The organism is Mycobacterium sp., assembly GCF_049281135.1.
Taxonomy (GTDB): Bacteria; Actinomycetota; Actinomycetes; order Mycobacteriales; family Mycobacteriaceae; genus Mycobacterium.
On sequence record NZ_JBAPRN010000208.1, the window covers coordinates 1 to 14,234 of the forward strand.

12 protein-coding genes and 2 pseudogenes are annotated in these 14,234 nt (G+C 65.4%); 3 read left to right on the forward strand and 11 right to left on the reverse strand.

Going from position 1 to position 14,234, the window contains the following annotated elements; all coding sequences use genetic code 11:
* The 8 genes and pseudogenes from WAN02_RS08630 to WAN02_RS08665 form a co-directional block, all read right to left on the reverse strand.
* Positions 1–585 (reverse strand): alpha/beta fold hydrolase (locus tag WAN02_RS08630; protein ID WP_422263740.1); only part of this gene is annotated, 585 nt, incomplete at its 3' end.
* A 9-nt stretch (positions 586–594) separates the two neighbouring features.
* Positions 595–1,584, reverse strand: a complete 990-nt coding sequence (locus WAN02_RS08635) for a cyclase family protein (protein ID WP_422263741.1) — start codon at positions 1,582–1,584, stop codon at positions 595–597.
* Positions 1,572–2,402: a coniferyl-alcohol dehydrogenase gene (locus WAN02_RS08640; RefSeq protein ID WP_422263742.1), complete on the reverse strand. Its 831-nt coding sequence runs from the start codon at positions 2,400–2,402 to the stop codon at positions 1,572–1,574. Before WAN02_RS08640 ends, WAN02_RS08635 begins: the two co-directional genes overlap by 13 nt.
* A 6-nt stretch (positions 2,403–2,408) precedes the next feature.
* On the reverse strand, positions 2,409–3,710 hold the full coding sequence (locus WAN02_RS08645; protein WP_422263743.1) for an LLM class flavin-dependent oxidoreductase: 1,302 nt from the start codon (positions 3,708–3,710) through the stop codon (positions 2,409–2,411).
* Positions 3,707–5,439: pseudogene (locus tag WAN02_RS08650) on the reverse strand (FAD-binding protein). The gene WAN02_RS08645 and the pseudogene WAN02_RS08650 overlap by 4 nt, the downstream one beginning before the upstream one ends.
* 47 nt (positions 5,440–5,486) lie before the next feature.
* The gene (locus tag WAN02_RS08655; protein WP_422263744.1) at positions 5,487–6,407 is read right to left on the reverse strand and encodes a 3-carboxyethylcatechol 2,3-dioxygenase; all 921 of its coding nucleotides are present in this window, start codon (positions 6,405–6,407) and stop codon (positions 5,487–5,489) included.
* Positions 6,355–8,061, reverse strand: coding sequence for a bifunctional 3-(3-hydroxy-phenyl)propionate/3-hydroxycinnamic acid hydroxylase (locus tag WAN02_RS08660; RefSeq protein WP_422263745.1), 1,707 nt, complete (start codon positions 8,059–8,061; stop codon positions 6,355–6,357). Before WAN02_RS08660 ends, WAN02_RS08655 begins: the two co-directional genes overlap by 53 nt.
* Positions 8,058–8,921, reverse strand: a complete 864-nt coding sequence (locus tag WAN02_RS08665; RefSeq protein ID WP_422263746.1) for an alpha/beta fold hydrolase — start codon at positions 8,919–8,921, stop codon at positions 8,058–8,060. Before WAN02_RS08665 ends, WAN02_RS08660 begins: the two co-directional genes overlap by 4 nt.
* Positions 8,922–9,065: 144 nt before the next feature.
* Between WAN02_RS08665 and WAN02_RS08670 the strand changes: the two genes are divergently transcribed.
* Both WAN02_RS08670 and WAN02_RS08675 read left to right on the forward strand, forming a co-directional pair.
* Positions 9,066–9,755, forward strand: a complete 690-nt coding sequence (locus WAN02_RS08670) for an IclR family transcriptional regulator (protein WP_422263747.1) — start codon at positions 9,066–9,068, stop codon at positions 9,753–9,755.
* 23 nt (positions 9,756–9,778) lie between these two features.
* Positions 9,779–11,389, forward strand: a complete 1,611-nt coding sequence (locus tag WAN02_RS08675; protein ID WP_422263748.1) for an FAD-dependent oxidoreductase — start codon at positions 9,779–9,781, stop codon at positions 11,387–11,389.
* Between the two features lie 94 nt (positions 11,390–11,483).
* On the opposite strand, the gene WAN02_RS08680 is transcribed toward WAN02_RS08675, so the two are convergent.
* Positions 11,484–12,326: an SDR family oxidoreductase gene (locus tag WAN02_RS08680; RefSeq protein WP_422263749.1), complete on the reverse strand. Its 843-nt coding sequence runs from the start codon at positions 12,324–12,326 to the stop codon at positions 11,484–11,486.
* Positions 12,327–12,430: 104 nt separating this feature from the next.
* Between WAN02_RS08680 and WAN02_RS08685 the strand changes: the two genes are divergently transcribed.
* On the forward strand, positions 12,431–13,195 hold the full coding sequence (locus tag WAN02_RS08685) for an SDR family NAD(P)-dependent oxidoreductase (protein WP_422263750.1): 765 nt from the start codon (positions 12,431–12,433) through the stop codon (positions 13,193–13,195).
* A gap of 92 nt (positions 13,196–13,287) precedes the next feature.
* On the opposite strand, the gene WAN02_RS08690 is transcribed toward WAN02_RS08685, so the two are convergent.
* Both WAN02_RS08690 and WAN02_RS08695 read right to left on the reverse strand, forming a co-directional pair.
* Entirely contained in the window at positions 13,288–14,055 is a 768-nt protein-coding gene (locus tag WAN02_RS08690; RefSeq protein ID WP_422263751.1) for an enoyl-CoA hydratase/isomerase family protein, read from the reverse strand.
* 1 nt (position 14,056) lies between these two features.
* Positions 14,057–14,234, reverse strand: a pseudogene (locus WAN02_RS08695) (acyl-CoA dehydrogenase); the annotation flags it as partial.

A 14,234-nucleotide genomic window follows, 5' to 3' on the forward strand; every position in this document is an offset into this window, starting at 1 on the left:
GGGCCGCCGGAACCGCGCCGCGGCGAGCGCCTCCCACGCCCCGGGGGCGATGCTGGATTCGTAGCGGCGCTGGACGTAGGCCTCGTCGGCTGGGTATTTCGGATCGTGGAAGAGCGCCTCGACGATCCGGCGCATGGCCGGCACCGTCGCGTCGTAGTCGTACAGCGCCTCCATGTGCTGGTTGCGCTGGATTTCGCCGCCGCCGCAAATGGCGACCAGACTGCGCAGCGGCAGCAGCGGAGACTCCGACGTGGCGTCGACGAGCAAGTTGATCGCACCCATAGAGTTGCCGACGAAATGCGCCGAGCCGACACCCAGCGTCTGGCAGAACCGGGCGATGTGGCGAATCCGCATGCCACGGCCGTCGTTGAAGTCGATGACCTTGGCCGACTGCCCGAAACCCAACATGTCGGGCGCCAACACTCGATAGCGCTCGGCGAGTGCGGCTATCGTTGCCTCCCAGCTGATTTCGGCACTGACGCCGAATTCACCGCCGTGCAGCAGAACCACCGGATCGCCGTGACCGGATTCCAGGTAGCTGGTGGCCAACCCATCGACCACCGCGGTTCTGCTGTGAATCTGCACTGCAGGCTCCTACTTGATCGCGATGGGATTCACCGGAGAACCCACCGCACCCACGAACCTGAGCGGCGGTGCGATGAGCTGGAACTCGTACACTCCGTCGGCAGCGCAGTCGGCTGCCAAAGCGTTGAGATCCCAGTACTCGCCGAGCATCAAGCCCATGTCGCGCAGGCACAGCATGTGCATCGGCAGCATTGTTCCCTTGATACCGGATACCGGGTCTTCGACCATCAGGTTGTCGGCGGCCACCGCCGCGATGTCATGGTCGTGCAACCAGGAGGCACACGTCCAGTCCAATCCCGACCCGGGTTCGCTGCCGTTGCCGGTCTCCAAAAATCTTGCCCACCAACCCGTTCTGACCAACACGATGTCGCCGGGCCCGACCGCGACGCCCTGAGCTCGCGCCACGTCGTCCAGTTCTGCGGGTGTGACCGGGTTGCCGAGTTTGAGGAACGTCTCGACACCGCGGTGCCGCACCACGTCGAGAAGCACTCCGCGTGAGGTGATGCCCTTGCTGTCGACCTTGTCGATGCCGCAGTAGGGCGCACCGAAGCTGGTCACCGAGTCGGCCGGAAAGCCGTTGTACAGCTTTTCCTCGTAGTAGACGTGCGAAAGCGCGTCCCATTGGGTGGCGCATTGCAGCGGCATGATGATCATGTCGTCGTTGAAGCGGAAAAGATCGTCCTGGAAGTATTTTCCCATTTCCTGAGCGCCGGGATTGGCGGCCCAGTCCGGCCCGAATCTGGGCAGCGAGTGCGCGTCGCCGCCGTCCACCGTCATCACGTGAATCGGGTTGTGCCGGAATTTGAATGATCCCTGCGGGCCCGACGATCCGAAGTCCACGCCCAACGGAAAGACTTTGCCGTGCTTGACCAGAGCGGCCGCCTCGGCGATCTTGTCCGCGGTGATGAAGTTCAGGGTCCCGAGTTCGTCGGAGTCTCCCCAGCGTCCCCAGTTGGACACCTCGCCGGCGACCCGGCGGAAGTCGGTCAGGCTGGCCACACTGCTCGCCCTTCTTCGAGTTCACGCGCGGTAGCGGCGCCGAGATTGCCGCCGTCGACCCACAGTACTTGGCCCGAAATGTAGCTGGCGGCTTGGCTATTCAGGAACACCAGAACCGCGGCCTGCTCCCCGGGGTCGGAGACCCGGCCCAGCGGTTTGGCGATGTCATCGAGGAAACCCTGACCGTACGCGCCACGCAGCTGGTCGAGAATCGGTGTCTCGGTGACACCGGGCCCGGTGCAGTTGATCCGAATACCCCTGCCACCGAGTGCTGTGGTCTTGCTCATGGTGTACAGGATGATCGCTTCCTTGGACAGCCGGTAGCCCCCGTCGGCCAACGCGTCGGGATGACGGCGACACCACTCGATGCCCTCGGAGATCGTCGTGGTGTTCAGCAGCCCGCCGACCACCTGCTGATGCTCCCGGTATTCCTTGGCCGCAAGCGAAGACACGCTCGCGATGGACGATCCGGCCGGCATCTTCTCCAGCAGCGCCTCGGTGGCGTGCCGCAGGCCGAGAAAGTTGATCGTGAGCACCAGCAATGGATCGCCGATCCCGGACGAGACCCCGGCGATGTTGAACAGCGCATCAACCTGTCCGCCAATCGAACTGACGGCGGCGTCGATCGATGCCGGATCGGTCAGGTCGACGGTGTAAAACTCCGCGATGTCTTCGCTCGGCGCCTGTTTGTCGAACCCGACGACATGGGCACCCAGCTCGGTGAGCTGGCGCACCACATGCGCGCCGATGCCCGACGCGCACCCGGTGACCACGGCGCGGCGACCGTCATAGCTCAACAGCTCGTCGATTTGTCCCAACGACGACTACTTCTTCTGGTCTTTGAGACGCTGGGCTGCCTGAACACGACCCTCGTTGATCTCGGCCATCGCTTCGGGAATCTCACTCGCGGTGAACTTTCCGCCGCGACCTGTGGGCAGGCCACCGAACGAATAGCTTTCGTCGAACTTCGGCGCGGTCGGCTCGGGCCGACGCGACTCGATCTTCTCGATCACCGGCGCCAACCGCTTGGCCTTCTCGGCCACCGCCTTCTCGTCACGCTCGATGAATTCCGGCAGCACCTCTTTGCCCATCAACTCGATGGACTCCATCGTGCCTTCGTGGCTGCGCGGGTTGAGCAGCAGGATGATCTCGTCGACGCCGCTCTCCTCGTAACCCCGCAGGAACTCACGGACGGTGGCCGGCGAGCCGATCGCGCCGCGGCCCGGGCCGTAGGCCAGCGTCGGATCTTTCTCGCACTCTTCGAGATAGCGCTTCCACACACCGGTACGTCCCGGCGTGTGAACGCCAGTCATGTAATAGTGCATGATCCCGAACGAGAAGAACCCGCCGCCCATCCCGAGTCGCTGCACGGCCTGCTCGTCAGTCTTGGCCACCATCATCGACAGGTCGCCACCGATCGCGAGGATGTTCGGGTTGATCGCGGGGGTGATCGGCACGCCGCTCTCCTCGAACTCTTTGTAGTAGCCGTTCACCCGTTCGGTCAGCGGACCGGGGCCGGTGTAGGCGAAACTCAGTGCCCCGATGCACTTTTGGGCGGCCATCTGAACCGAGGCCGGCCGGGTGCAGGCGACCCACACCGGCGGGTGGGGCTTCTGCAGCGGCTTCGGGACGACATTGCGGGCCGGCATCTCGATGTGCTCACCCTTGAATCCGGTGAAGGGCTCTTCGATCATGCAGCGGATCGAGACCTCCAAGGCCTCCTCCCACTGCGCCCGCTTGTCGGCGGGGTCGATGTTGAAGCCGCCGAGTTCCCCGATCGAGGACGATTCGCCGGTGCCGAATTCCACCCGGCCATCGGAGATCAGGTCGAGGGTGGCGATCCGCTCGGCGACCCGAGCCGGATGGTTGACCGCCGGCGGCAGGTGCATGATGCCGAATCCCAGCCGAATGTCCTTGGTGCGTTGGCTGGCACCGGCCAGGAACATCTCCGGTGCGGTGGAGTGGCAGTACTCCTCGAGGAAGTGGTGCTCGGTAAGCCAGACCGTGGAGAACCCCGCTTTGTCGGCGGCCTCGACCTCGTCGAGACAGTCCTTGAGCAGGATGTGCTCGTCGTCGTCCGACCACGGACGAGGTAGCGCGAATTCGTAGAACAGTGAGATTTTCACTTTGTGCCTCCCGGAGCAATTGAGTGAGTTGAGCTTTGGCTGACAAGATGTTTGGCCGCGACGTAGCCGAAGGTCATGGCGGGACCGATGGTGGCACCGGCGCCGGCATAGCTGCGGCCCATGACCGCTGCCGTGGTGTTGCCTACGGCGTACAGGCCGCGCACGACGGTCCCATCGGCGCGCAGCACTCGTGCGTATTCATCGGTGCGCAGGCCACCCGAGGTGCCTAGGTCGCCGAGAACTATCCGGAACGCGTAGTAGGGCGCCTTGCCGAGCGGATGCAAGTTGGGGTTGGCCAGCGTGGGGTCGCCGTAGTAATTGTCGTAAACGCTGTCACCTCTATTGAAGTCGTCGTCGTGACCGTTGCGCGCGAGCTCGTTGAAACGTTCTGCCGTGCTGCGCAGTTGCGCAGGCGGAACTCCGATCTTGGCCGCGAGCTCATCCCAGGTACTCGCCGCCTTGACCACGCCAGACTCCAGCCAGGCTTTCGGGATCTTGCGTCCGGTGGGCACCGGAGCGAAGGGGATCTTGGGTATCGGCAGATGACCCGCAACTACGTAGTTCAGGAAAGATCGATGGTCGGTGATGAGCCAGCATGGGATATGAGTAACGCCCGATTTCTGACCCTCGATCATCGCGTGGCCGAAGTCCATGTAGGGCGCCGCCTCATTGATGAACCGCTTTCCGTCGCCGTTGACGATGAACTGGGATGGCATCATGCGCTCGTTGAGCATGAATTGCATACGGCCATCCGGCCATTGAATCGCCGGAAACCACCAGGCCTCGTCGAGCATGTCTGCGGCGGCGCCCACCTGCTGGCCGGCCCGGATGCCGTCGCCGGTGGCGGCCGGGTTGCCGAAGCTCCAGTCCTGATCGACGACCGGCTGGTGCTCTTTGCGCCACGCCATGTCGTGGTCGAAGCCGCCGGTCGCCATGATCACGCCTCGCCTGGCGCAGATCCGATGGAGCACACCGCCTTTCACGACGACTGCGCCAGTTATCGATCCGTCGTTGTCGGTGATCAGCTGCGTCATCGGCGCGTCCAGCCAGAGCGGAATGCCCCGGTCCTTCAGCGCCAGCCGCATTCGTGCAACCAGCGACTGCCCGATGGCCGCCATCCGGTCGCCGAAGACCCGGGCCCTGATCATCCGCCACACCAGCTTCAGCAACACGCCCTTACCGGCCCACGACTGGCGCACCTGGTAGAACGAGCGAAGTTCTTTGGGTCCCAGCCAGATTCCGCGCGGCGCCAGCGCCAACGGTGCCAGGAGGTGCTGCTCCTCATCAGCCAGCGTGCGCAGATCGATAGGGGAACGTTGATCGTGCTGCCGAGGTCGGAACCGCCGGGCAGTTCAGGGTAGTAGTCGGCATAGCCGGGCTTCCAGACGAACTCGAACCAGGGGCTGAGCTTCTCGAGGAACTCCATCATCTCCGGCGCCGATTCGACGTACTGCCGAATTCGCGCGTCGCTGACCAAGCCGTCGGTGATGCGCCGCAGGTAGTCGACGACGCCGTCAGGCGGCGGCGTGTAGCCGGCCCGGCGTTGCGCCGGCGCTCCAGGTACCCAGATGCCGCCACCGGACAGCGCGGTGGAACCGCCGAATTGGCCGGACTTTTCGATGACCAGCGTGTTGAGGCCGGAGGCTTGGGCGGCCAACGCCGCCGTCATACCGCCGCCTCCAGAACCGATGACCAGGACATCGACGACGGTGTCGAACGCGTCAGTCATATGGCGTCGCTCCTCCTCATCGCGCCGCTCTGCATCGTCGTCGGCACTCATGCCGCCGGCACCGCCGTCCTGACCGCGAAGCCGGCGATCAACTCGGGAACCGGCTTGTAGTAGCGCACGCCGGTCTGGTACGGTCCGGCGACGGCCAGCGCCGCGAAAGCGGCTACCCAGGTGCGGATTTCGTGCGCGGAGTTGCCGCCGTTGCCGGCGACGAAGGCATTCGACCACTTGTCCAACTCGTCGAGATGACCGCTGTCGATGATCTCCAGGAATTGTTTGTCGAAGTCAGGGTTGAGCGGCCGGAGGTCGCTCTCGCCGCCGGCGAACTTCCTGGCTGCCTCCATCACCGCGGTCTGCCGTGCCGACCGCTGCTCCGCGGTCATTGGACGGCCGTGCACGATGCGCTCGACGATCTGGGGCGTCGCGGTCGCCAGGGTCGGGACCGGCGGATCATGCGACAGCCCACCGGATCCCACCACCAGGACCCGCTTGCTCAGAGTGGCCAGATAGCTGCCGACTGCCGTGCCGAGCGTGTGACAGCGATGCAGCGGACCCAGCGGGGTGGCGACCGAGTTGATGAAGATCGGAATCACCGGCTTCGCCGTCGCGGTGCCGAACAACTTCTCCAGCGGTTGAACGGTGCCGTGGTCGACGTCCATGTGCGCCGAGATGGCGATGTCGACGCCGGCCGACAACACCGCTTTCGCGCAGGCGACAGCGGTGGCCTCGGGGACGTCGAGCGGGCCGTCGTGGGTGCCGTAGTCGCCGACTCCCTGCGCGTCGATGCCGATGCAGAACGGCGGCATCGTCCGGTAGAAGAAGCCGTTGTAGTGGTCGGGGGCGAAGATGACGACGAGCTCCGGGTCGAAGTCCGTGACGAAATCCCTTGCCTGCGCGAGTGCGCCGCCAATGTCATCAAGAAGGTCCTGCGACGGCCCGGGCAGATCGAGCAGTGGGCTGTGGGACATGCAGCACAGGGCTATGGGCACTTTGAAAATCACCGCCTCCCGGTGTCAAGGTGAGGGCGTCGAAAAGCGAAGCACTCAAGTCGGGGGCAAGCTGAGCGATACACGCACCCGCGATACAGCGATCGGGGCGCAGAAACAGCACGGATTCTTGGTGGGCGTCGAACCAGGCCTTGAGCTGGCCGGTCCGGTCGCCGATGACCGTGACGTCGGGATCGTCATCGCCATCCCAGTGCAGCTGGGTCAATGGCCGGGCGGCGACGAGCTTGGCGCCCAGCGCCTGCCAATCCGCAAATGCCTTGGCACCGAGGATCTCCCGCGGATTGTTGTTCCAGCACATGACGGCGAACCAGCCGCCGACAACGTCGTCGAACAGCACGTTCTGCAGCTCTCGGGTATCCACCCGGGGTTGGACGAACAGCGTCCCGACGGGCGAATCGTCCCGCCGCGGTTCGGGATGCACGACGGCGCCCTGCTCGTATCGCGGCATCGGCTTGAATCGCATCTCGAGCACATATCGCTTCAGCGACGGCACAATTGACGCTGACCGCACCAACAGGTCCCGGGCCGCGGCGACCCGTCGGTTGGTCGGCGAAATGACGCGACCCACCATCGTCGACAAGTCGATCATCGCCCGGGCGTGCTTGCGACGTTCGACGTCGTAGGTGTCGAGCAATGCGTCCTCGGCGTAGCCGTTCACCACGGCGGCAAGCTTCCAGCCCAGATTCGCCGCATCGCGGATTCCGCTGTTGTAGCCCTGCCCCTGCCACACCGGCATCAGGTGCGCGGCGTCACCGGCCAGCAGCAGGCGGCCGCGGCGGAATGCGCCGGCGATCCGCGAGTGATGGGTGTACAGCCGGTGCCTGATCACGTCGACGCGGTCGGGATGCGGCACCATCGACGCCAGCATCTGGGTGAGGAAGGCTGGATCTTCGGCCTGCTCATCGGTCTCGTCGGCGTGAATCATGAACTCGAACCGGCGAATTCCGTGCGCGATCGAGATCGAGGCGTACGGGCGTGCCGGGTCGGCGCCGACTTCACTGTTCGGATGGCCGAGCGGATCGTTGGCGATGTCGACCACCAGCCAGCGGGTCGGCGAGGAGGTGCCGTCGAAGGACACCCCCATCAGCCGGCGAGTGGCGCTCCGGCCACCATCGCAGCCGACCACATAGCGGGCCAGCACGGTTTTCGGTCCACCCTCGCCGTCAAGTTCGACGGTGACCGCGTCGGCCGTCTCGGTGTACGAGGTCAAGGGGCGGCCCCACTGCACCTCGACGTGCTCGAAGCGCTCCAGGCCACGAAGCAATTCGGCATCGACCAACGGCTGAACGAAACCGTTGCGCTTGGGCCACCCGAAACATGCGTCGGGCGGGGCCATTTCGGCGAGTATTCGGCGCTTGGCGTCGACAAATCGTAGAATCTGGTTGGGCACGGTGTGCGGCAGAACGTGTTCGACCAGCCCGATCGCCTGGAACGTGCGCAGCGACTCGTCGTCGAGCCCGACGCCGCGGGGATAGTCGATCAGCGTGTCGCGCTCTTCGACCACCAGGGTGCTGACGCCCTGCAGGCCAAGGATATTGGCTAGGGTCAGGCCGACCGGCCCCGCGCCGACAACGACGACGTCGACATCCGCATCCCGGTCACCGTCCACGGTCACCGCCCCAGCAGGAAGTCGATATGCAGGCGGTCGAACGTCTTGGCATCCTCATACTGCGGCCAGTGGCCACAGCCGGACATCACCTCGAAACGGGCACCGGGGATCATCGACGCGATTCGGCGGCCCTCGGTCACGTCGGCGGTCGGATCATCACTGGTCCACAACACCAGGGTTGGCGCAGTGATCGACCCATAGTCGCTGGGGCCCAGTATGTTACGGGCGCGGATCTCGGGGTCTTGCAGCGCCATGATGTCACGCATCGCCGAGACGAAGCCCGGCTGGCGGTACACCCGCTGGCGGCTCGCGACCAGGTCGTCGTAGCTCTTGGACTTGTCGGCCATCAACCATTTGATCCGCGCCTGCACGGTTTCCCAGGTCGGGTCTTCGGCGGCCGCCATGGACAGCGTGATGATCCGCTTCATCACCTCGGGATCGGCTTGCGAACCACCGGCGGTGTTGAGCACCAGCCGGTCGACTTTATCGGGGTGGTCGACGGCGGCACGGGAAACCACCCAGCCGCCAAGCGATTCACCGGATAGGTGAGCGCGCTCGACGCCGATCGCGTCGAGGAAGGCCAGCAGATGGTCGACGTAGTGGCGGACCTCCAGCGGGTGACCGGGCTTGTCGGTGTAGCCGTGGCCCAACATGTCGATCGACCAGGTCGAGAAGTGCTCGGCGTGCGCCTCCAGGTTGCGGACGTATGCCTCGGCGTGACCGCCGGAGCCGTGCAGCAGGATCAGCGGCGGGTTGCTCGAATCGCCGGCATGCAGGTAGCGCGTTCGCACACCACCGGCGTCCAGGTAGCCCTGCACGACCGGCACACCCTGCAGGTCACTCCACACGCTCTCGTGCTCGGCCACCGGTTCCTCTCTGCACAGTCACAGCGGAAATTTGGTTCTCGTTCCCCGCCAATGGTGTGTGCTAAAATCGCACACTAATGTGCACTATGTATAGAGCATCCTTCTCAGTGGGTTGTCTGTCAAGCAAGATCGCGGCCCGCTGACATGCGCGAGGTCCCGACAACCACGGCACCCGGGTCGCAGACGCTGGCCCGGGGACTCACTGCTCTCCAGCTGGTGGCCGATGCCCCCGCAGGAATGACCGTGCAGCAGGTCGCCGACGGCGTCGGCGTGCACCGGACCATCGCGTATCGCCTGCTTGCGACGCTGGCCCAGTTCCGGCTCATCGCCAAGGGCGACGATGGCCGCTATCGACCCGCCGCCGGGCTGGCGCTGCTCGGTGCGTCATTCGACCGCAACGTCCGCCAGCTCAGCGTGCCGATCCTGCGCGCTCTGGCTGACGATCTAGGCACCACGGTGTCGCTGCTGATCGCCGAGGGAGACCAGCAGGTGGCCATCGCGGTGATTGTCCCCACCCAGGTGCCCTACCAACTGGCCTTTCACGAGGGCAGCCGTTACCCGCTCGATCGCGGCGCAGCGGGTATCGCGCTGCTGGCCAGCCTGGCCCCGCGTCCGGACGAACGCGATCTGGTCGTGAGCGCCCGCGAGCAAGGCTGGGTGATCACCCACGGTGAGATCGAACCGAACACCTATGGTTTGGCCGTCCCCGTGCATCGCGACCCGCCGTCACCGCCGGCCTGCATCAATCTGATCTCGCACCGCGAAGACGTGGTGATGCGCGGCAAGGACGCAGTTATCAAGGCAGCCAAGGAATTATCGGCGATCTTGAGCTGACCCATACGGAGGGAGAGAATTTTATGCCGTCTTGGGACCATGAAGTCGACGTCGTCGTGCTCGGCAGCGGCGGAGCGGCGCTGGCAGCCGCGCTGACCGCCGCGGCAAGCGGTGCCTCGGTGGCGATCTACGAGAAGGCCGCGACTGTCGGTGGCACCACAGCGGTTTCGGGCGGCGTGGTGTGGATCCCTGCGCACAATCGCTCCCCCGACGGCGAGCTCACCGTCGACGATGCGCTCAGCTATCTGCGTGCGCAGTCGCTCGGGTCGATGGACGACGCGCTCGTCGGCACGTTCGTACGGACCGGTCCGGCAATGCTCGACTTCATCGAAGCGCACAGCAGTCTGCGGTTCGAGATCGCCACGGGTTTCCCGGATTACAAACCGGAGCTACCCGGCGGCCAGCCCGGTGGTGGCCGCTCGCTGAGCGCGGCTCCGTTCGATCTGAATCAACTCGGCGAGTGGCGTGATCGGATCACGTCGTTTCCGCAGGACTGGTCCAACGTCGGATTCGACGCCGAGACCCGCGCCCGCCTGTACGCGGGTGGCGACCCGAACGCCGATCTGTGCGTCGCCGGCACGGCGCTGATCGCCGGACTGCTCAAGGGGTTGCTCGATGCCGGCGTGACCCCGCATACCGACGCCCGCGCAGAGGAACTGATGGCCGAGAACGGCGCGATCGTCGGAGTCCGGATCGCCTCCGGTGGTGAGCAGTTGGCTGTCCGTGCTAGTCGTGGCGTGATCCTGGGGACGGGTGGATTCGAATGGGATCCCATGCTGGTCAACGCTTTTCTGCGTGGCCCGATGCACGGTGCCGTCTCGCCGCCCAATAACACCGGCGACGGACTCCGTATGGTGATGGCGCACGGCGCCGACCTGGCCAACATGGGTGAGGCGTGGTGGGTGCCGATCGTGCAGATCCCGGGCGACACCATCGACGGGCACCAACGCAGTCGCAGCGTGCGGCTGGAACGGACTCGGCCCCGCAGCATCATCGTCAACCGGCTTGGCAAGCGATTCGTCAACGAGGCCTGCGACTACAACTCGATGGCCGGCGCCTTCCACTACCTCGACCCGCGTGAGGGCTACCTCAATGACCCGGCCTGGATGGTGTTCGATGCACAACACCTCAAGCGTTATGGGTTCTTGGGCGTCGACCCCGACGGTCCGGTGCCGGACTGGTTCTGCGAATCGGCGGATCTCACCGAATTGGCCGGCAAAACCGGGATCGCTCTCGACGGGCTCACCCGTACCATCGACGCCTGGAACCACCACGTCGGTGACGGCTCTGATCCTGACTTCGGCCGTGGCTCAAGTGCTTACGACGGCTACTGGGGTGATGAACACGCGACGACGCTGGCCGGCAAGACGCTGGGCCCCGTCGACACCGCGCCGTTCTACGCGGTTCCGGTATCGGTGGGCGCGATGGGCACCAAGGGCGGACCGCGCACCGACCGCGATGGACGTGTGCTGCATGTCAGCGGTCAGCCCATCCCAGGCCTGTTCGCCTCCGGCAACGCGATGGGTGGGGTGACTGGACGCGCCTATGGCGGTGCCGGCGGAACCATCGGTCCGGCAATGGTCTTCGGCTACCGCGCGGGCTACGCCGCGGCGACCGGGCAGTCTGTCGACTAGCTGAACGCTGTGGTGATTGCCGCCATGTCGAAGTAGTCGCGCCACGCGGCAATGCGACCGCCATCCTTGCGGTGCATTCATGCAACACCCGAGCTCAGCGCTCGGCGAGCGCCTTGGCCAGATCGATTGTCCCGGTGGTGATCGCGGCGACCACTCCACCGTCGACCAGTAGATCGGTACCGGTGACGAACGATGCAGAGGTCCCGAGCAGGAACTCGGTGGCCGCCGCGATGTCCTCGGGTGTGCCGAGACGCCGCAGGCCCGAGTTCTCCACCATCGCCCTCATCAGCGTGCCCGATTCGCTGTCGAGTTCCAGTCGCCCCATCGCCGTCGAGATGACGCCGGGGCTGATGGAGTTGATCCGGGCGCCACGTTCACCCCAGGTTCCGGCTGCCGCAGCTACCCGAATCTGGTTGGCCCGCTTGGCGAACGGATACGCCATCTGACTGCTGGTGATCTTCGAGCAGGCCTCGAGGCCGAGCAGTTCCTCGGCGGGCAGGCTCGCGAGCTGTCGCTCGAGCTCTGGATCCAGCGCGGGCTGCATGTGACCGGCCATGCTTGCGATGACCACCCCGGCGCCGCCAGGCTCGATCACTCGGCCGAACTCGTCGATGCTCAGCGCGACACCCAACAGGTCGACGGCAAGCACCGCCTCAGCGGATGCTTGCTGCGGCGAGAGCCCCGCGGTGTGCACCACCGCCGTAACGCGGCCGGCCGCCCGAGCCGCCTCGGCCACCGCGGCCACCGAACTGCGCGAGGTGACGTCGACCTGTCGGGTCAGCACCTGATGGCCGTCTTCGGTCAGGGCACCCGCCGCGGCGGTCAAGCCGTCGGCGTTGATGTCGGCCAGCACGATGGTCCTGCCTGCTCCGCTGCGGTGGGCAACCGACACCCCCATTCCGCCGACACCGATGATGACGAGAACTTCGTTGTTCACGGCTTTCTCCAATTCGGCGAACAGAGGGGCCGAGGCTCCCGTGGCGACTGTGAGAATATTATTCTCACAGTCGCAGAGTGTGAGTTGCAAGAAGGGAAACTGCAATGCAGATCAGCGGTAGTTCGGCCATCGTCGTTGGCGGCGCGGGCGGCCTGGGCGAGGCCACGGTTCGCCGACTGCACGCCGCAGGGGCCAAGGTGGTTATCGCCGATCTGGCCGACGAGAAGGGCAAGGCGCTGGCCGATGAGCTCGGCGCCCGCTACGTCCGCACCGACGCGACCAACACCGAAGACGTGAACGCCGCGTTGGCCGAGGCGGAATCGCTTGGACCGCTGCGGATCTCGGTGGACGCACACGGCGGGCCGGCCAGCGGCGGACGTTTGATCGGCAAAGACGGTTCACCGCTGGATCTGGACGGCTTCAAGACGACGATCGACGTGTACCTGACCGGCGTGTTCAACGTGCTGCGCCTGGCCGCCGCGGCCATCGCGCGCCAGGAACCGATCGACGAGGGTGCGCGCGGCGTCATCATCAACACCGCATCGATCGCCGCCTACGAGGGCCAGATCGGACAGCTGCCCTACGCGGCGGCCAAGGGCGGCGTCGTCGGCATGACACTGGTCGCCGCACGCGACCTGTCCCCGCTGGGCATTCGCGTCGTCACCATCGCTCCCGGCACATTCCTGACCCCCGCTTATGGCAAGGCAGGCGACCAACTCGAGGCCTACTGGGGCCCGCAGGTCCCCTTCCCCAAGCGGATGGGCCGGTCTCCCGAATACGGTGCCTTCGTGCAGAGCATCGTCGAAAACGATTACCTCAACGGCGAGGTCATCCGGCTGGACGGCGCGCTGCGCTTCCCGCCGAAGTAGCGGGGCTTGGCGGGTTGGCAGTCGAGCGTGAAGCCAGCCGCACGATCGACGCCGAACGTGAGCCCAGCTTCACGCTCGAGGCCGGGTCGCCGTCAGTTCTTGCCGGCGTTGAACTTGGCGACGATCTGCCGGAAGTCCTCGGTCTGCATGGACTGATTCTCGGCGGACAACGCGTAGTCGATGGTGGCCAGCACCGCGCGCTCGAGGTGCACGTTGAGGACGCGCTTGGTGCTTTCCACGGCCTGCTGCGGAAGTTCGAGGATCTTCTTCGCAGCTTTCAACGCCTCGGCCAGCGGGTCGGCCACCGCGTGATTGGCCAGGCCCAGTTCGACCGCTCGCGCGGCGGAGATCCGTGCACCGGTCAGCGCGTACTCCTTGGCCAACAGCAAGCTGATGTGCAGCGGCCAGGTCAGCGGTCCGCCATCAGCGGCGACCAATCCCACCTGCACGTGCGGATCGGCCAGGTAGGCGTCCTCGGCGATGTAGACGATGTCGCTCAGCGCGACCAGGCTGCAACCTAGCCCGACCGCGGGCCCGTTGACCGCTGCCACCACCGGGATGCGGCAGCGAGCCATACCGAGCACGATCTCGCGCCCGTCCGTGATGGTCTTGGCCCGCAGAGCCGCGTCGTTGGCCAGTTCCTCGAGATAGCCGAAGTCACCACCGGCCGAAAATGCCCGCCCTGCACCGGTTATCACGGCAGCGCGGGCGGTGAGGTCGTCGCTCAGACGCTGCCACAGCTTGGCCAGCCCGTGATGTAGGTCGTCATTGACCGCGTTGAGCGATTCGGGCCGGTTCAACGTGATGATCCGCAGCGGGCCATCGGCCTGAACGTCGATTTCGGTTGGCATGTCGTACACGTCAGGCTCCCAATCCCAAGATTCGTGAGGCGATGATGTTCTTCTGGATCTGCGATGTGCCGCCCATGACGCTTTGCGCGCGGCTGTAGAGGTAGGCGCTGAGCAGTTGTGGATCGTCGATACCGCCCACTGCCAACGCGGCATGGCCGACGGATTGCTCGACCCAGGTCATCAGCAAC